Origin of the sequence: Streptomyces sp. S465 (assembly GCF_026898115.1) — a bacterium.
Classification (GTDB): domain Bacteria; phylum Actinomycetota; class Actinomycetes; order Streptomycetales; family Streptomycetaceae; genus Streptomyces; species Streptomyces luomodiensis.
In genome coordinates this window covers 3,702,480-3,717,988 of the sequence record NZ_CP114036.1, presented here as the reverse complement: position 1 = coordinate 3,717,988, position 15,509 = coordinate 3,702,480, and the positions used below count along the sequence as shown (strand labels likewise).

At 70.1% G+C, this 15,509-nt stretch carries 18 protein-coding genes and 1 tRNA gene; 13 read left to right on the top strand and 6 right to left on the bottom strand.

Translation table 11 applies throughout. The features are described 5' to 3' along the window. Nucleotides 1-48: 48 nt before the first annotated feature. From N6H00_RS15680 to N6H00_RS15670, 3 genes are all read left to right on the top strand, one after another. A complete protein-coding gene (locus N6H00_RS15680; RefSeq protein WP_268972313.1) occupies nt 49-327 on the top strand; it encodes a MoaD/ThiS family protein in 279 nt (92 codons plus the stop codon). Then, nucleotides 327-1,277 carry a PLP-dependent cysteine synthase family protein gene (locus N6H00_RS15675; RefSeq protein WP_268972312.1) on the top strand — a complete coding sequence of 317 codons (951 nt, stop codon included), beginning with the start codon at nt 327-329 and terminating at the stop codon, nt 1,275-1,277. The genes N6H00_RS15680 and N6H00_RS15675 overlap by 1 nt, the downstream gene beginning before the upstream one ends. Nucleotides 1,278-1,468: 191 nt before the next feature. Beyond that, nucleotides 1,469-2,221, top strand: a complete 753-nt coding sequence (locus tag N6H00_RS15670; protein ID WP_268972311.1) for an MBL fold metallo-hydrolase — start codon at nt 1,469-1,471, stop codon at nt 2,219-2,221. A 68-nt stretch (nt 2,222-2,289) separates the two neighbouring features. Here the strand turns inward: N6H00_RS15670 and N6H00_RS15665 are convergent, their stop codons facing one another. Next, a complete protein-coding gene (locus N6H00_RS15665; protein ID WP_268972310.1) occupies nt 2,290-3,540 on the bottom strand; it encodes a PTS transporter subunit EIIC in 1,251 nt (416 codons plus the stop codon). Nucleotides 3,541-3,732: 192 nt separating this feature from the next. Between N6H00_RS15665 and N6H00_RS15660 the strand changes: the two genes are divergently transcribed. The 4 genes from N6H00_RS15660 to rdgB all read left to right on the top strand — a co-directional run bounded on the left by N6H00_RS15660 (nt 3,733) and on the right by rdgB (nt 6,069). Then, complete coding sequence (locus N6H00_RS15660; protein ID WP_268972309.1) at nt 3,733-4,005, top strand: PTS glucose/sucrose transporter subunit IIB; 273 nt, start codon at nt 3,733-3,735, stop codon at nt 4,003-4,005. 164 nt (nt 4,006-4,169) lie between these two features. Then, nucleotides 4,170-4,901, top strand: a complete 732-nt coding sequence (gene rph / locus N6H00_RS15655) for a ribonuclease PH (protein WP_268972308.1) — start codon at nt 4,170-4,172, stop codon at nt 4,899-4,901. Nucleotides 4,902-4,991: 90 nt separating this feature from the next. Then, nucleotides 4,992-5,387, top strand: a complete 396-nt coding sequence (locus N6H00_RS15650; RefSeq protein ID WP_268972307.1) for a hypothetical protein — start codon at nt 4,992-4,994, stop codon at nt 5,385-5,387. A gap of 46 nt (nt 5,388-5,433) precedes the next feature. Beyond that, a complete protein-coding gene (gene rdgB / locus N6H00_RS15645; protein WP_268972306.1) occupies nt 5,434-6,069 on the top strand; it encodes an RdgB/HAM1 family non-canonical purine NTP pyrophosphatase in 636 nt (211 codons plus the stop codon). 43 nt (nt 6,070-6,112) lie between these two features. Here rdgB and N6H00_RS15640 read toward each other — a convergent pair. From N6H00_RS15640 to bcp, 4 genes are all read right to left on the bottom strand, one after another. After that, nucleotides 6,113-6,187 (bottom strand) — tRNA-Leu (locus N6H00_RS15640). A gap of 30 nt (nt 6,188-6,217) precedes the next feature. Beyond that, nucleotides 6,218-7,072 (bottom strand): HNH endonuclease signature motif containing protein, encoded by an 855-nt coding sequence (locus N6H00_RS15635; RefSeq protein ID WP_443072960.1) that lies wholly within the window; start codon nt 7,070-7,072, stop codon nt 6,218-6,220. Continuing rightward, nucleotides 7,069-7,695 (bottom strand): HNH endonuclease signature motif containing protein, encoded by a 627-nt coding sequence (locus N6H00_RS15630; protein WP_268972305.1) that lies wholly within the window; start codon nt 7,693-7,695, stop codon nt 7,069-7,071. The genes N6H00_RS15635 and N6H00_RS15630 overlap by 4 nt, the downstream gene beginning before the upstream one ends. Nucleotides 7,696-7,827: 132 nt before the next feature. Next, the gene (gene bcp, locus N6H00_RS15625) at nt 7,828-8,295 is read right to left on the bottom strand and encodes a thioredoxin-dependent thiol peroxidase (protein ID WP_268972304.1); all 468 of its coding nucleotides are present in this window, start codon (nt 8,293-8,295) and stop codon (nt 7,828-7,830) included. A gap of 139 nt (nt 8,296-8,434) precedes the next feature. Here bcp and N6H00_RS15620 point away from each other — a divergent pair, with 139 nt between their 5' ends. Both N6H00_RS15620 and N6H00_RS15615 read left to right on the top strand, forming a co-directional pair. Continuing rightward, nucleotides 8,435-8,797, top strand: coding sequence for a DUF3618 domain-containing protein (locus N6H00_RS15620; protein ID WP_268972303.1), 363 nt, complete (start codon nt 8,435-8,437; stop codon nt 8,795-8,797). Between the two features lie 196 nt (nt 8,798-8,993). After that, the gene (locus N6H00_RS15615; RefSeq protein ID WP_051886695.1) at nt 8,994-9,296 is read left to right on the top strand and encodes a GroES family chaperonin; all 303 of its coding nucleotides are present in this window, start codon (nt 8,994-8,996) and stop codon (nt 9,294-9,296) included. A 100-nt stretch (nt 9,297-9,396) separates the two neighbouring features. Here the strand turns inward: N6H00_RS15615 and N6H00_RS15610 are convergent, their stop codons facing one another. Continuing rightward, a complete protein-coding gene (locus N6H00_RS15610; protein WP_268972302.1) occupies nt 9,397-11,697 on the bottom strand; it encodes a transglycosylase domain-containing protein in 2,301 nt (766 codons plus the stop codon). Nucleotides 11,698-11,974: 277 nt separating this feature from the next. Between N6H00_RS15610 and N6H00_RS15605 the strand changes: the two genes are divergently transcribed. The 4 genes from N6H00_RS15605 to N6H00_RS15590 all read left to right on the top strand — a co-directional run bounded on the left by N6H00_RS15605 (nt 11,975) and on the right by N6H00_RS15590 (nt 15,483). Continuing rightward, nucleotides 11,975-12,775 carry an ABC transporter permease gene (locus N6H00_RS15605; RefSeq protein ID WP_268972301.1) on the top strand — a complete coding sequence of 267 codons (801 nt, stop codon included), beginning with the start codon at nt 11,975-11,977 and terminating at the stop codon, nt 12,773-12,775. 46 nt (nt 12,776-12,821) lie between these two features. Continuing rightward, nucleotides 12,822-13,586 (top strand): ABC transporter permease, encoded by a 765-nt coding sequence (locus tag N6H00_RS15600; protein ID WP_329618685.1) that lies wholly within the window; start codon nt 12,822-12,824, stop codon nt 13,584-13,586. 77 nt (nt 13,587-13,663) lie between these two features. After that, on the top strand, nt 13,664-14,617 hold the full coding sequence (locus N6H00_RS15595) for an ABC transporter ATP-binding protein (RefSeq protein ID WP_268976983.1): 954 nt from the start codon (nt 13,664-13,666) through the stop codon (nt 14,615-14,617). Nucleotides 14,618-14,655: 38 nt separating this feature from the next. Further along, entirely contained in the window at nt 14,656-15,483 is an 828-nt protein-coding gene (locus tag N6H00_RS15590; protein WP_268972299.1) for a DUF1707 SHOCT-like domain-containing protein, read from the top strand. The last annotated feature ends 26 nt before the right edge of the window (nt 15,484-15,509 follow it).

Below are 15,509 nucleotides of genomic sequence, written 5' to 3'. Positions count from 1 at the left end.
GGCCCCTCCGGTCCGGGATCCACCCCGCCCTCCGACAGGAGCCCAGACATGGCCATCGAGGTCCGCATCCCGACCATCCTCCGCACCTACACCGACGGCCAGAAGGCGGTCGAGGGCAGCGGGGCCACGCTCGGCGAGCTCTTCGCCGACCTGGAGACCCGGCACGCCGGCATCCAGGAGCGCCTGGTCGACGGCGGTGAGCTGCGCCGCTTCGTCAACGTCTACCTGAACGACGAGGACGTCCGCTTCCTCGACGGCATCTCCACCAAGCTCTCGGACGGCGACAACGTGACCATCCTCCCCGCCGTCGCCGGTGGCATGGTCTGATGCGGTACGACAGCCCGCTGGCCGCGGTCGGCAACACGCCGCTCGTCCGGCTGCCGCGGCTCTCGCCCTCCTCCGACGTACGGATCTGGGCGAAGCTGGAGGACCGCAACCCGACCGGCTCGGTCAAGGACCGCCCCGCGCTCCATATGATCGAACAGGCCGAGAAGGACGGCCGGTTGAGCCCCGGCTGCACCATCCTCGAGCCCACCTCGGGCAACACCGGCATCTCGCTCGCGATGGCGGCCAAGCTCAAGGGCTACCGCATCGTCTGCGTGATGCCGGAGAACACCAGCGAGGAGCGGCGCCAGCTGCTCGCCATGTGGGGCGCGGAGATCATCTCCTCGCCGGCCGCCGGCGGCTCCAACACGGCCGTCCGGGTGGCCAAGGAGCTGGCCGGAGAGCACCCGGACTGGGTGATGCTGTACCAGTACGGCAACCCGGACAACGCCGGCGCCCACTACGCCACCACCGGCCCCGAGATCCTCGCCGACCTGCCCTCCATCACCCACTTCGTCGCCGGTCTGGGCACCACCGGCACCCTCATGGGCGTCGGCCGCTACCTGCGCGAGAACAAGCCGGACGTCCAGATCGTCGCCGCCGAGCCGCGCTATGACGACGTCGTCTACGGACTGCGCAACCTGGACGAGGGCTTCGTCCCCGAGCTGTACGACGAGTCCGTCCTCACCACCCGCTTCTCCGTCGGCTCCGAGGACGCGGTGACCCGCACCCGTGAACTCCTCGCCCAGGAGGGCATCTTCGCCGGCGTCTCGACCGGTGCCGCGCTGCATGCCGCTCTCGGTGTCGCCCGTAAGGCGGTCAAGGCCGGGCAGAGCGCCGATGTGGTCTTCATCGTCGCCGACGGCGGCTGGAAGTACCTCTCCACCGGCGTCTACACGGCGGCCACCACCGAGGAGGCGATCGAGACGCTGCACGGCCAGCTCTGGGCCTAGCCCTCGGGCCGATCGGCCGGCGGGGGGCGGGACCGGGCGCCGCCCGGCTCCGTCCTGGTGATTCCGCCCACAACGCGGACGCATGGAGGAGCTGCCTGGGCTTTCGCGCCTTACGCTCGTGGGCACCGCATGACCCCCCGCACCCGCCCATGGCCCTCGGCATGGGGACCCCTCAAGGAGGTTCCTGCTTCATGAAGCTCACCGTCGTCGGATGCTCAGGGTCGTTCCCGTCCGCGGAATCGGCCTGCTCGAGCTACCTCGTAGAGGCCGACGGCTTCCGGCTGCTCCTCGACATGGGCAATGGCGCCCTTGGCGAGTTGCAGCGCCACTGCGGTCTCTACGACCTCGACGCCGTCATACTGTCCCACCTCCACCCCGATCACTGCATCGACATGTGCGCGTACTTCGTCGCGCGCTACTACCGGCACGACGGGGGCCGCGCGGAGGCGATCCCGGTCTACGGTCCGGAGGACACCGAGCGGCGGCTGGTCCAGGCGTATGACGACGTGCCCGATGAGAAGTCGATGCGCGAGGTCTTCGACTTCCGCACGCTGACGCCCGGCAGCTTCGAGCTCGGCCCCTTCACGATCCGCACCGAGCGGGTCTGCCATCCGGTGGAGGCGTTCGGCTTCCGGATCGAGCACGGCGGCCGCTCGCTGGTCTACTCGGGTGACACGGGCCCCTGTGAGGCCCTGGTGGACCTGGCCCGGGGCGGGGACCTCTTCCTGTGCGAGGCGGCCTTCACGCACGGCAAGGAGGACATCCCGGAGCTGCATCTCAACGGCCGCCAGGCGGGTGAGCACGCACTGCGGGCGGGGGTCGGGACCCTGGTGCTCACCCACATCCCGCCGTGGACGGACCCCCAGATCAACCAGCGCGATGCCCAGCAGGTCTTCGGCGGCCCGGTGGAGCTGGCCAAGGCGGGCGCGGTCTACGAGGTCTAGGCAGCAGCACGAGGCCCCGGAACCGAACCGGTTCCGGGGCCTCGTCACGCGTCGGCGCCGACGGCGGTCTACGCCTTGGTGAGGTCCTCGACCTCCTCCTCGGGTTCACGGCCCGGGGTGGGGAGGTTGAACTTGGTGATCGCGAAGCGGAAGACCACGTAGTAGATCACCGCGAAGACGAGTCCGATCGGGATGATCAGCCATGGCTTGGTGGCATGGCTCCAGTTCAGGGCGTAGTCGATGAAGCCCGCGGAGAAGTTGAAGCCCGCGTGCACGCCCAGGGCCCAGGTGATCGCCATCGCCACGGCGGTGAGCACCGCGTGGATCACGTAGAGCAGCGGGGCGATGAACATGAACGAGAACTCGATCGGCTCGGTCACGCCCGTGACGAACGAGGTGAGCGCCAGCGAGAGCATCATGCCCAGCACGGCCTTGCGGCGCTCGGGGCGGGCGGCGTGGGCCATGGCCAGGGCGGCGGCCGGAAGGCCGAACATCATGATCGGGAAGAAGCCGGACATGAACATTCCGGCGCTCGGGTCGCCCGCCAGGAAGCGGCTGAGGTCGCCGTGCACCGTCTCGCCGGCCGCGTTGGTGAAGTCGCCGAGCTGGAACCAGGCCACGGTGTTCACGAACTGGTGCATGCCGATCGGGATCAGGGCGCGGTTGACGGCGCCGAAGAGGGCCGATCCCGCGGAGCCGAGTCCGGTCATCCACTCGCCGAAGTTGCTGATGCCGTCGCCGATGGGCTCCCAGACCAGGCCGAAGAAGACGCCCACCACGATGCCGGTGAAGGCCATGATGATCGGCACCAGCCGGCGGCCGTTGAAGAAGCCGAGCCAGTCCACCAGCCGGGTGCGGTGGAAGCGCTGCCACAGCACGGCGGTGAGCAGTCCCATGACGATGCCGCCGAGCACACCGGGATCGTTGAACTTGGCCGGTATGTCCGCGCCCTTCTGGACCACCGCGTCGGCGACCGGGAAGGCCTCCAGCACCTTGCTGTAGACGAGGAAGCCGACCACGGCGGCCAGCGCGGTGGACCCGTCCGACTTCTTGGCGAACCCGATGGCCACGCCGACGCAGAAGAGCAGCGGAAGGGCGCCGGTGAGCGCGCCGCCGGCGTTGTTGAACACGGCGGCGACCTTGTCCCAGCCCAGTCCGTCGGCGCCGAACACATCGGGCTGCCCGAGCCGGACCATGATTCCGGCGGCGGGCAGGACGGCGATCGGCAGCTGAAGGCTGCGGCCGACCTTCTGCAGCCCTTGGAACAGACCGGCACCCCGCTTCTGGGCGGGCGCCGCCTGGGCGGTGGCCGTACTCATCGGTTCCTCCTGGTGAGGCGGGCTCTCGGGGGATGGGGGCGGCCCGCGTTATGGTCTACACCACATGTGGTGTAGACCTGTTGTAGCACGGAGGGATCCCGTACACGTAGGGATCCGATAAAGGAATCTATCCTTCCATGTGACGGTCGGCCTCCTCACCCGCATAATGGTGTAGACCACTCCGGTGGATCGGTGGATCGCAACGCGGACAGTAGGACGACAGGAGCGAACATGGCCAGCAAGGCTGAGAAGATCGTCGCGGGGCTCGGCGGTATCGACAACATCGTCGAGGTCGAGGGCTGCATCACCCGCCTCCGCACCGAGGTCAAGGATGCCGCCCTGGTCGACGAGGCCCTCCTGAAGGCCGCGGGCGCCCACGGAGTGGTGAAGATGGGCAGCGCGATCCAGGTGGTCATCGGCACCGACGCGGACCCCGTCGCCGCCGAGATCGAAGACCTGATGTGACCTTCCGGTTCTGACGTCCGAGCCCGCCCCGCCGCGGACCGTATCGCGCGCCGGACGCGGTCCGCGGCCGTGCCGCCGTACCCGCGCCGTACTCGGGCCGGCCCCGTGCCGTACCCGAACCGGACGCGGACCGGGGCCCTTGGCGATGCCGATAGGCTCGTCCCATGTCTCGTATCGACGGCCGCACCCCTGACCAGCTCCGCCCCGTGACCATCGAGCGTGGATGGAGCAAGCACGCCGAGGGCTCCGTCCTCGTCTCCTTCGGCGATACGCGGGTCCTGTGCACCGCGAGCGTCACCGAGGGTGTGCCGCGCTGGCGCAAGGGCAGCGGCGAGGGCTGGGTCACCGCGGAGTACGCGATGCTGCCGCGCTCCACCAACACCCGAGGCGACCGCGAGTCCGTCCGCGGCAAGATCGGCGGCCGTACGCATGAGATCTCCCGCCTCATCGGCCGCTCGCTGCGCGCCGTGATCGACTACAAGGCGCTCGGCGAGAACACCATCGTCCTCGACTGCGATGTCCTCCAGGCCGACGGCGGCACCCGCACCGCCGCCATCACCGGCGCCTATGTGGCCCTGGCCGACGCCATCGGCTGGGCCCGCGAGAAGAAGCTCATCAAGGCCACCCGGCAGCCGCTGACCGGCACCGTCTCCGCCGTCAGCGTCGGCATCGTCGGCGGCGTCCCCCTGCTCGACCTCTGCTACGAGGAGGACGTGCGCGCCGAGACCGACATGAACGTGGTCTGCACCGGCGACGGGCGCTTCGTGGAGGTGCAGGGCACCGCGGAGGGCGAGCCCTTCGCCCGCGACGAGCTGAACGGGCTGCTGGACCTCGCCGTGGCGGGTTGCGACGCCCTGGCCGGTATCCAGCGCGCGGCGCTGGCCGGCGACGCGTGAGAACGGCGGCGCCGGGCAACCGTCGCCCGGCGCCTGGCGTTTAGTCAGGTACCAGCACCGTTCCGGCTGTTCACGGGGAGGACCCACGCCATGGCGCCGCGCAACCGTCACCGCCGCACCACCGCCGTCACCGCTTTCGCCGCCGTCGCGCTCGCGGTGCCGGTCACCGCCGGCTGCGGCGCCGTGGAGAAGGCCCTCGACTGCGCCCAGCTCGCGGTCGAGATATCCAACGACGTGGACGACCTCCAGGACGCCCTGAGCGGCGCCGCCGACAACCCGGAGGACGCCGACAAGGTCCTGGACGCCCTCGACAAGGACATCGACAAGGCCGGCGACCGCACCGACAACGCGGACGTCGGCAAGGCCGTCGACAGCCTCCAGAAGGCCGTGGACAACGTCCAGAAGTCCATCGACAGCGGTGAGCAGCCCGATCTGACCCCGGTCAGGGACGCGGCGGGCGAGCTGACCGACGTCTGCTCGCCCTGACCGCCGGCGCCCGCCCGCCCCGGCCTCCCCTCGATAATCGAGAGCTATGCAGCAACACACTGAGGGACATCCCCCGCACCCCCGCCGCCTGGTCCTCGCGACCCGCAACGTCTACAAGATCACCGAACTGCGCGCCATCCTGGGCGAGTCCGGCCTCGACGTCGAACTCGTCGGCGCCGACGCCTATCCGGAGGTCCCGGACGTCAAGGAGACCGGCGTGACCTTCGCGGAGAACGCCCTCCTCAAGGCCCACGCCCTGGCGCGGGCCACCGGCCACCCCGCGATCGCCGACGACTCCGGCCTCTGCGTGGACGTCCTCGGCGGCGCCCCCGGCATCTTCTCGGCCCGCTGGTCGGGCGGCCACGGCAACGACCGCGCCAACCTCGACCTGCTGCTCGCCCAGCTCGCCGACGTCCCCGACGAACACCGCGGCGCCCACTTCGAATGCGCCGCCGCCCTCGCCCTCCCCGACGGCACCGAACGCGTGGTCTCCGGCCGGCTCACCGGCACCCTCCGCCGTGAGCCCGTGGGCGGCGGCGGCTTCGGCTACGACCCCGTCCTCCAGCCCCACGGCGAGACCCGCACCTGCGCCGAACTGACCCCCGACGAGAAGAACGCCATCAGCCACCGCGGCAAGGCGTTCCGCGCCATCGCCCCGATCGTGCGCGAACTTCTGGGATGAGCAACGAAGGCGCGGCACCCGCGTGGTGCCGCGCCTTCCGCGATGGGCCCGGTGGGACTCGAACCCACGACACACCGGACCTAAACCGGCGCCCTCTAGCCAGCTGGGGTACGGGCCCGCGAGCGCAACTGTACTGTGTGTCGATTCCTTAACGCCATGTGGTGGTGCCCGGCCGTCCTCGGCCGGAGAAGTTCTTTGTCTGACTGTGACAGGACGGGCAGAGATACCGCAGATTACCGATGCGGTTGTCCAACCGGTCTCCATTGATGTGGTCGATCTCCAGAACGAGTCGTCTGCCCTGCCAGCTGTCGCCTGTGCCGCACCCGTCGCAGACCTGGGGCACACCGCTCTCATCGAGGGCCCGCCTCAATACTGAGGTCTTCGTGCGGGTACTACCGGGATCAAGCCGCTGAAGAATCATCGACGCCGACTTGCGCTGGGGAGAGGCACGACCGCGTTGGTGCCCTCGGCCGGTGAAGTGAGCGGTGGAGATCCCATACGCGGCGACACTCCTCCGTACCAGCGAACGTCCTGCGCCGCCCACGGGTATGTCCAGAAGGCGCAGCACCTCCGCCACGCTGTACGAGTCCGAGACGGCCCGCGTCAACGCGGCTCGGGGGAGCAGCCTCTCCGGGGCTGTGCCCCGTCTGCCGGTGAAATGCGCGGTGTCGATGCCGAACTGTTCCAGCTTCTTCCTCAGATGGCTGTAGGCGCTGTCGTAGGGAGGGACGCCCATGAACGCGAGCATCTCCTGGACACTGTGACTGCGTGCGGCGGCTTCTTCGAGGCGTTCCCTCGAATAGGACATCCGTGGCCGCCCAGGTAATGGTTCCTCGGCGAAGTGGGAGGTGTCGATGCCGTAATGGCTGAGGCGGTTGCGCAGATAGCGTCGAGTTGCACTGCCCAGAGGAGCGCCGAGCCTACGCATCATGTCGACGAGGCTGCGGGACTGGGCGGCGCTTCGGGCCAGCACCTCCTGGCTGTACCTGGCGCGCCGATTCACGCCGTGCCCTGTCGTCTGCGGCCACGGAATGTGTCGGTCACCGCATGGCAATTGGGGCACAGCAGCCGCAGATTTTCCATGCGGTTGTCCCACCAGTCTCCGTTGACGTGGTCGATTTCGTGGCGCAGCGGCTTGCCGTTCCACTCCGGGCCGACGCCACACATCGCGCATCTCTCCGGAAGGCCACGACCAATGAGCTCTCTGCGCAGCCGCTCGCCGGGAGTTCTCCCGTCCGAAGGTGACCCCAGAATCAGGCGGTTGCGGGTCGGCCTCTTGGGCTGCCGAGTGGACTGAGGTGAAAAGTGTGAGGTGTCGATTCCGAAGGCCGCCAGGCGCCTTCCGATATGAGCCTGATTGCCGCCTACGGGGCTGATTCCCAGGCGACGAACCACCTCGGCCACACTACTGGAGCGGGCGGCGACCTCCCTGAGTCTCGTTTCGGTGTGCCGCACCCGCTCCATGCGGAGGTGAGAGGCGTCGATGCCCGCTTCGGCCAGCTTGCGCCGGAGGTAACTCCTGCTGCCGGCGGTGGGCTCGCCACCGCAGCGTCGTATGGCTTCGTCGATGGTCTTCGCGCTGCGAGCGGTTGCGACGAGCAGCTCATAGGTGTAACTCGCGGGCATTGCCCTCCCCTCCCCGTGCGATCACATGTCGTGCGATCGCACTGAGTAACGAACGAGGTGCCGGGGGGTCACGCACGACATGAGAAAGGTCCCGCACCGGCGTGGTGCGGGACCCTCGGGGGAACGCCGGGGTCAGAGGCCCAGGTCCTTGATGATCTTGGCTACGTGGCCGGTGGCCTTCACGTTGTACAGGGCGCGCTCGACCTTGCCCTGCTCGTCGACGATCACGGTGGAGCGGATCACGCCCGTGACCGTCTTGCCGTAGAGCTTCTTCTCGCCGAAGGCGCCGTATGCCTCCAGGGTCTCCTTGGCGGGGTCGGCGAGCAGGGTGACCTTCAGGTCCTCCTGGTCGCGGAACGTGGCGAGCTTCTCCGGCTTGTCGGGGGAGATGCCGATGACGTCGTAGCCGTGACCGGAGAGGAGTTCGAGGTTGTCGGTGAAGTCGCACGCCTGCTTGGTGCAGCCGGGGGTGAGGGCGGCGGGGTAGAAGTAGACGATCACCTTGCGGCCGGCGTGGTCGGCGAGCGAGACCTGCTTGCCGTCCGCGTCGGGGAGGGTGAAGGCGGGGGCGGTGTCGCCGGGCTGCAGTCGCTCGCTCATGGTCTGGTGCTCCTCGTGGCATCGGGCGGTACGTCCCCGACATTAGCCAGCTTCCCGTCCGGGGGTGCCGTGGGGCGGGGAAGAGGGGGAGCTGACAGACTGTCCATCACGAATCATCGAGACTGACGGAGGCAGCGCGGTGTCGGATGCCAGGACCCCTGCGCAGATCGAGGCGGACATCGCCCGCAGGCGGCAGCAGCTCGCCGTGACGCTCGACGAGATCGGGGTGCGGGTGCACCCGAAGACGATCATCGGGGACGCGAAGGCGAAGGCGGCGTCGGCTGTGGACCGGACCGCCGGGCGGGCGTACGTGTCCGCGAACCGAGTGGTCACCAGCGTGCGGAGCCAGTTGGTGTCGGAGGAGGGCGAGCCCCGGATGGAGCGGATCGTGCCGGTCGCGCTCGTCGTGGCGGGGCTGGTGGGGCTGGTCGCGCTCTCGGCGCGGTCCTCCCGGTCGTCCAGGGCCTCCCGGTCCTCGCGGTGCAAGCGGTGCCGGTCGTAAGGACGGGTCGGTCCTCCTGGGACGGGGTGGTCGTCCGGCGGGCCGGTCGTAAGGACGGGCCGGTCGTGGGGGAGCGGTGGGGTCCGCGCCCCGCGTGAGACGGCCGGGGTGGCGCCCTGAGGCGTCATCGCGCCGTCCGGCCAGGTACGGTCATGGCGTGAGTGCGAACACGACCCATGACAAGCTGCCCATCCGGATGCTGCACGACCGTGTGCTGGTCCGCACCGATATCCCGGAGGGCGAGCGCCGGTCGTCCGGCGGCATCGTTATCCCCGCCACCGCGGCGGTCGGCAGGCGGCTGGCCTGGGCCGAGGTGGTCGCGGTCGGGCAGAACGTACGGACCGTGGAGCCCGGTGACCGGGTGCTCTACGACCCGGAGGACCGGGCCGAGGTCGAGGTCCGCGGGGTCGCCTACGTCCTGATGCGGGAGCGCGATCTGCACGCGGTGGCCGCCGAGCGGCTGGAAGGGGCCGAGGACTCCACGGGGCTCTATCTCTGAGGCTCTCCCTCTGAGGAGCGGGGCGCTCCCTCTGAGGAGCGAAGGCCGCGGGTGCGACAGAGGGTGGTGACGGGCTCCGTCACCACCCTCTGCCGCTGTCTCAGCCGTCCACCGGGTCCCCCGGCCCGCCCGGGTCGCCGCCCGGGTCACCGGGCCCGCCGGGGTCGCCCGGTCCTGGCTCGGTCGACGGCCCGTCGGTGGGGAAGTCCGTCGGCGGGTCGATCGTCGGATCCGACGTCGGCAGGTCCGGTGGTTCGTAGGTCGGCGTCGTGGGGGGCGTGGGGTCCGTCGGGACGCCGGGCGGGGGCGTGGTGACCACCGGGGGCGGCGCGCCCGGGGACTGCGGGGTGTTCTCGGGGCCGCCGGCGGAGTCGGAGCCGTCCTCCAGCCGAAGGTCGAAGTCGGTCGGCGGCCGGCCGTCCAGCGCGCCCGCCGTGTACTGCGCCCAGATCTCGGCGGGGTAGCCGCCGCCGTTGATCCGCTCCAGGCCCGTGGCCCCGTACAGGGACTTCTGGACGCCCGTGGTGGAGTCCTGGCCCATCACCGCGACCACGGTCGCCAGGTCCGGGGTGTAGCCCGCGAACCAGGCGGCCTTGTCCTCCTCCGCGGTGCCGGTGCCGCCGTCGACCACGCTCTGCAGTATCGCGGTGGTGGCGTCGGCGGCGGCGCGCGGGACGGCCTGTCGTTCCTCCCGCTCCGGGAGCGCTATCCGCGCACCGTCCTTGGTGATCTTCGAGACCAGGCTGTAGTTGCCGTGCTTGCCGTGGTTGGCGAGGGTCGCATACGCCTCGGTCATGTCCAGCACGCTCGCGGTGGCGGGGCCGAGCGCGATGGAGGGGGAGGCGTGCAGATCGGGGGTGTCCTTGGGGACGCCCAGGTCGATGGCGGTCTGCTTGACCTTGTCCGCGCCGACGTCCTCGGCCATCTGCGCGTACACCGAGTTCACCGAGTTGTCGGTGGCCGTGGTGACGTCGATGTCGCCGTAGTCGACGTCGTCCTCGTTGGCGGGGGCGTAGCCGGTGGGCCCGCCCGAGCCGATGACCTCGCGTTTGTTGTCGCCGTTGTAGAGCGTGTCCGCGGTGATCGTCTGGCCGTCCTGGGTGGTGGACCCGTAGCGCACCGCCGAGGTGAAGACGAATGGCTTGAACGTGGATCCCACCTGGTAGTCACGGCGGGTCGCGTTGTTGACGAACTGCTTGGTGTAGTCGATCCCGCCGTAGAGGGCGACCACCTTCCCGGTCTTCGGGTCGATCGAGGCGCCGCCCGCGCGGACGTACTGGTCGACCTCGCGGCCCGAGCTGAGCTTGCTCATCAGCCGGTCGCGCACGGCCGCCACGAAGGCGTCCTGCCGCTTCTTGTCGATCGTGGTGGTGATGCGGTAGCCGCCGCGCGCCAGGGTCTGCTCGTCGATGATCCCGTTGCTGGTGAGGTAGTCCTCGACGGCCTCGACGAGATAGCCGCGCTGGCCGGACATGCCCGAGGCGACCTTGGCCTCCGACGGCGTGGGGAAGGTCATCTTCTGCCGCTCGGCCCGGCTCAGCCAGCCCTTCTTGACCATGCCGTCCAGGACGTAGTTCCAGCGGGCCACGGCCCGTCCCTTGTTCTGCGGGTGGGCGACGACGTCGTAGGCGCTGGGGGCGTTCAGCAGGGTCGCGAGATAGGCGCTCTGGGCGGTGTCGAGCTCGCCGATGTCCTTGCCGTAGTACGCCTGGGCGGCGGCCTGGATGCCGTAGGCGTTGCGCCCGAAGTAGCTGGTGTTGAGGTAGCCCTCGAGGATCTCGTCCTTGCTCACCTCGCGGTCCAGCTTGATCGCGATGAAGAACTCCTTGACCTTGCGGGTGACCGTCTGTTCCTGGTCCAGGTAGTAGTTCTTCACGTACTGCTGGGTGATGGTGGAGCCGGACTGCTTGCCCTTGCCGGTGACGGTGTTCCAGGCGGCCCGGAGCATGGCCTCGGGGTTGATGGCCGACTCCGAGTAGAAGTCCCGGTCCTCGGCCGCCAGCACCGCGTGCTGGGTCCGCTTGGGCACCTGGCTGAGCTGGACCTTCTCCCGGTTGACCTTGCCCTCGCGGGCCAGCTGGGAGCCGTCGGAGTACAGGAAGACGTTGCTCTGGGCGATGGCGGCCTTGTTGGCCGCGGGGATTTCGACGAGCAGGTAGCCGGTGACGAGTCCGCCCGCGACCAGCAGGATGATCAGGGTGAGGCCCCCGAGGACCATGCGCCAGGTGGGCAGCAGACGGCGCCAGCCGGTGCGCTGGGGACGGTTCTTTCTGCCCTTGGCCGGTTTGCCGGCCGGGAGGCCGTCCGCGCGGTGCGGCGTGTCGTGGTTGCCGTCGCCGGCGCCGGGTCGGTCGCCCGTTCCGGCCGCGCCACCGTCGATCAGCTGTGGCTCGTCGCTCATGTCTCCTGAGACTCCTCGGCCGCCGTCGAGGGTTGCGCGGCGGCAGGATTGTGCACGGTCGGGCGATTCGCGTCGTACGCCCGATAAAACACTGTCGCATCATCCGTTCCGGGCCGGGGACGTGGCGCGCACCCGTGACTGGTCTGTGACCGGCCGGACAGATGATTCCGCTCACACCATCCGGTGAATAATGCCTGGCCGTCTCTCCCGCCACCCCACTAGGCTCCGGCTTTTGGCGCCAGTCGGCCGGTGTGGTCGGGGAGGGAGGGACGGGCGGATGCGGCTGTACGCGGCCGTCGCGGTCAGCGGCTTCAAACGCTACGCGACGTATCGGGTCGCCACGGTGGCCGGGGTCTTCACCAACACCGTTTTCGGCTTCATTCTCGCCTACACCTACACCGCGCTGTGGGACGAGCGGCCGCACCTGGGCGGCTACGACCTCGCCCAGGCCCTGACCTTCGTCTGGCTCGGCCAGGCGCTGCTGGCGGCCGTCGCGCTGATGGGCGGCGGCTTCCAGGAGGAGCTCCAGGAGCGCATCCGGTCCGGTGACATCGCCGTGGACCTCTACCGTCCGGTCGACCTCCAACTGTGGTGGCTGGCCACCGAGCTCGGCCGGGCGCTGTTCCAGCTGCTGGGGCGGGGCGTGGTGCCGATGGCCGTCGGCGCGCTGGTCTTCGAACTGCGTCTGCCCGCCTCGCCCCTGACCTGGCTGTGGTTCCTGCTGGCCGTGGTGCTCGCGGTGTGCGTCGGCTTCGCGGTGCGCTATCTGGTGTCGCTCGCCGCCTTCTGGCTGCTCGACGGGACGGGACTGTCGATGCTGAGCGGGCTGCTGTGCCTGTTCTTCTCCGGGATGATCCTGCCGCTCAACGTCTTCCCCGGACAGCTGGGCGAGATCGCCCGCGCGCTGCCCTGGGCGGCGATGCTCCAGGTGCCCGCGGACGTCTTCCTGGAGGAGCACCGGGGGCCGGGGCTGCTGCGGGCGTTCGTCTTCCAGGCGGGGTGGGCGGTGGCGCTGCTGGCGGCCGGGCGGGCGCTCCAGTCGGCGGCGACCCGGAAGGTGGTGGTCCAGGGTGGCTGAGTCCGCCGTGCACCAGGGGCTGCGGGCCTACACCCTGATCGTCGGGATGTGGGTGCGCTCCACGATGGCGTACCGCACCTCGTTCCTGATCATGACGCTGGGGAACCTCCTCGCGACCGGGCTGGACTTCGTCGCGATCGCGCTGATGTTCACCCACATCGGTGAGCTGGGCGGCTTCACCCTTGATGAGGTCGCCTTCCTCTACGGGACCACCAGCGTCGCCTTCGGCCTCGCCGATCTCACGCTGGGCACCATGGGCCGGCTGGGCAGCCGGGTGCGCGACGGCACGATGGACACCCTGCTGGTGCGGCCGGTGCCGATCCTCGCCCAGGTGGCCGCCGACCGCTTCGCGCTGCGCCGGCTGGGCCGGATCACCCAGGGGGTGCTGGTGCTCGGCTGGTCGCTGAGCCGGCTGGACATCGACTGGACGGTGGACCGGGCGCTGCTGATGCCGGTGGCGCTGCTGAGCGGGGGCGCCATCTTCGGGGCGCTGTTCGTGCTCGGCGGCGCCTTCCAGTTCTGGGCCAAGGACGCCTCCGAGGTGCAGAACGCGTTCACCTTCGGCGGGACCACGCTGCTGGAGTACCCGCCGACGGTCTTCGGCAAGGAGCTGCTGCGCGGCGTCACCTTCGTCGTCCCGCTGGCCTTCGTCAACTGGCTGCCGGCACTGCACATCCTGGGCCGGCCCAACCCGCTGGGGCTGCCGGGCTGGATCGGCTTCGCGGCACCGCTGGTCGCGTGCGCCTGCTGTGCGGTGGCGGGGCTGGCCTGGCGGGCGGGGCTGCGGGCGTATCAGAGCACGGGAAGCTGAGGGGAAGTAAGCGCCGTGAAGAGAGTGCCGTGGACGATCCGATGGACGACTCGATGGACGACTCGATGGGCGATCCGATGGACGACCTGATCGAGCTCGACGGCGTCGAGAAGGTGTTCCAGGTGCGGCGCAGAGTCGGGCTGGTGCGCCGGGAGCGCCGTGAGGTGCGCGCCGTGGACGGCATCAGCTTCCGGGTGCCGCGCGGCGAGATGGTGGGCTACATCGGTCCCAACGGCGCCGGGAAGTCCACCACCATCAAGATGCTGACCGGCATCCTGGTGCCCAGCGGCGGGCGGCTGCGGGTCGCCGGAATCGACCCCTCCAGGGACCGGACGAGGCTCGCCCGCCGGATCGGGGTGGTCTTCGGGCAGCGGACCACCCTGTGGTGGGACCTGCCGCTGCGCGATTCGTACGCGCTGGTGCGGCGGATGTACCGGATTCCGGACCACCGCTACCGCGAGAACCTGGACCGCTGTGTGGAACTGCTCAACCTGGGCTCGCTGTTGGACGTGCCGGTGCGTCAGCTCTCCCTCGGCCAGCGGATGCGCGGCGATATCGCGGCCGCCCTGCTGCACGACCCGGAGGTGCTCTACCTCGATGAGCCGACCATCGGACTCGATGTGGTCAGCAAGGCGAAGGTGCGGGAGTTCCTGCGGGATGTGAACGCCGAGCAGGGCACCACCGTGCTGCTCACCACCCATGATCTGACCGATATCGAGCTGCTGTGCAAGCGGGTGATGGTCATCGACCACGGCCGGCTGGTCTACGACGGCGGGCTCGACGGGCTGCACGCGGTGGGGGAGAGCGAACGCACGCTCGTGGTCGACCTGGAGCGGGAGCTGCCGCCCATCGAGATCCCCGGCTCCCGCACGGTGCGGGTCGAAGGGCCCCGGCAGTGGCTGGCGTTCCCGGCGAGCAGCAGCGCGGCGCCCATCGTCGCGGCGGTCGCCGACGGCTATCCGCTGGTCGACCTCTCGGTGCGCGAGCCCGAGATCGAGGACGTCATCGCGCGGATGCTGCACGGGGCGTAAGGCGGGCCAGGGCGGGGGCCCGCCATTAGTCTGTCCGTATGACGAGCGCTGGTTCTTCCCAGGGGACGAGCCCCGACCTCCCGGACCCGGCCGGAATGCGGGCCTCCGACGCCGAGCGCGAGCGGATCGCCGAGATCCTCCGGGAAGCCGTCGCCGAAGGCCGCCTGGACATGGAGGAGTTCGAGGAGCGGCTGGGCGCGGCCTACGCGGCGCGCACCCATGGCCAGCTGGAGCCGCTGGTGCGGGACCTCCCGGTGCCCGGCACCGCCGTCCCCGCCCCGCTGTCCGCGGAGGCCGCGGGCCCCGCCGTCCGCGGCGGCTGGGCCGGGCGGATCGGCGGCGCCCCGACCTCCAAGTGGGCCGTGGCGATCATGGGCGGCTTCCAGCGCAAGGGCACCTGGACCGCCCCGCGCGCCTTCACCGCCATCGCCCTCATGGGCGGCGGCGAGATCGATCTGCGCGAGGCCCGGTTCGAGGACCGCGAGGTGGTGATCCGCTGCTTCGCCCTCATGGGCGGGGTGCAGATCATCGTCCCGCCGGACCTGGACACGCATGTCGGCGGTATCGGCCTCATGGGGGGTTTCGACCACACCGGGTCGGCCGACGGGGACCCCACCGGCCCGCGGGTGACCGTCACCGGCCTGGCGGTCTTCGGCGGGGTCAGCGTCGAGCGGAAGCTGCGCAAGGAGGAGCACAAGCGGCTCAAGCAGGAGCGGCGCCGGCTCAAGGCCGAGCGCCGGGAGTTGCTGCGCGCCGAGCGCCGGGAACTGCGGGGCGCACGGCGCGAGGAGCGCGAGACGCGCCGCGAGGACCGCGAGGCGCGCCGGCTGTCCCTGGAGAAGGACATCCGGGACGACCAGGGGTGAAGCTAGGGACGACCGCGGGTGAGACC

What these genes read in the sequence shown, in the direction of transcription:
- N6H00_RS15670 (WP_268972311.1), top strand. Translation starts at nt 1,469, where the DNA reads ATGAAGCTCACCGTCGTCGGATGCTCAGGGTCGTTCCCGTCCGCGGAA.
- N6H00_RS15610 (WP_268972302.1), bottom strand. Translation starts at nt 11,697, where the DNA reads ATGAGCGACGAGCCACAGCTGATCGACGGTGGCGCGGCCGGAACGGGC.
- N6H00_RS15680 (WP_268972313.1), top strand. Translation starts at nt 49, where the DNA reads ATGGCCATCGAGGTCCGCATCCCGACCATCCTCCGCACCTACACCGAC.
- bcp (WP_268972304.1), bottom strand. Translation starts at nt 8,295, where the DNA reads ATGAGCGAGCGACTGCAGCCCGGCGACACCGCCCCCGCCTTCACCCTC.
- N6H00_RS15665 (WP_268972310.1), bottom strand. Translation starts at nt 3,540, where the DNA reads ATGAGTACGGCCACCGCCCAGGCGGCGCCCGCCCAGAAGCGGGGTGCC.
- N6H00_RS15600 (WP_329618685.1), top strand. Translation starts at nt 12,822, where the DNA reads ATGTGGGTGCGCTCCACGATGGCGTACCGCACCTCGTTCCTGATCATG.
- N6H00_RS15590 (WP_268972299.1), top strand. Translation starts at nt 14,656, where the DNA reads ATGACGAGCGCTGGTTCTTCCCAGGGGACGAGCCCCGACCTCCCGGAC.
- N6H00_RS15595 (WP_268976983.1), top strand. Translation starts at nt 13,664, where the DNA reads ATGGACGACCTGATCGAGCTCGACGGCGTCGAGAAGGTGTTCCAGGTG.
- N6H00_RS15615 (WP_051886695.1), top strand. Translation starts at nt 8,994, where the DNA reads ATGCTGCACGACCGTGTGCTGGTCCGCACCGATATCCCGGAGGGCGAG.
- N6H00_RS15650 (WP_268972307.1), top strand. Translation starts at nt 4,992, where the DNA reads ATGGCGCCGCGCAACCGTCACCGCCGCACCACCGCCGTCACCGCTTTC.
- N6H00_RS15630 (WP_268972305.1), bottom strand. Translation starts at nt 7,695, where the DNA reads ATGCCCGCGAGTTACACCTATGAGCTGCTCGTCGCAACCGCTCGCAGC.
- rdgB (WP_268972306.1), top strand. Translation starts at nt 5,434, where the DNA reads ATGCAGCAACACACTGAGGGACATCCCCCGCACCCCCGCCGCCTGGTC.
- N6H00_RS15605 (WP_268972301.1), top strand. Translation starts at nt 11,975, where the DNA reads ATGCGGCTGTACGCGGCCGTCGCGGTCAGCGGCTTCAAACGCTACGCG.
- rph (WP_268972308.1), top strand. Translation starts at nt 4,170, where the DNA reads ATGTCTCGTATCGACGGCCGCACCCCTGACCAGCTCCGCCCCGTGACC.
- N6H00_RS15675 (WP_268972312.1), top strand. Translation starts at nt 327, where the DNA reads ATGCGGTACGACAGCCCGCTGGCCGCGGTCGGCAACACGCCGCTCGTC.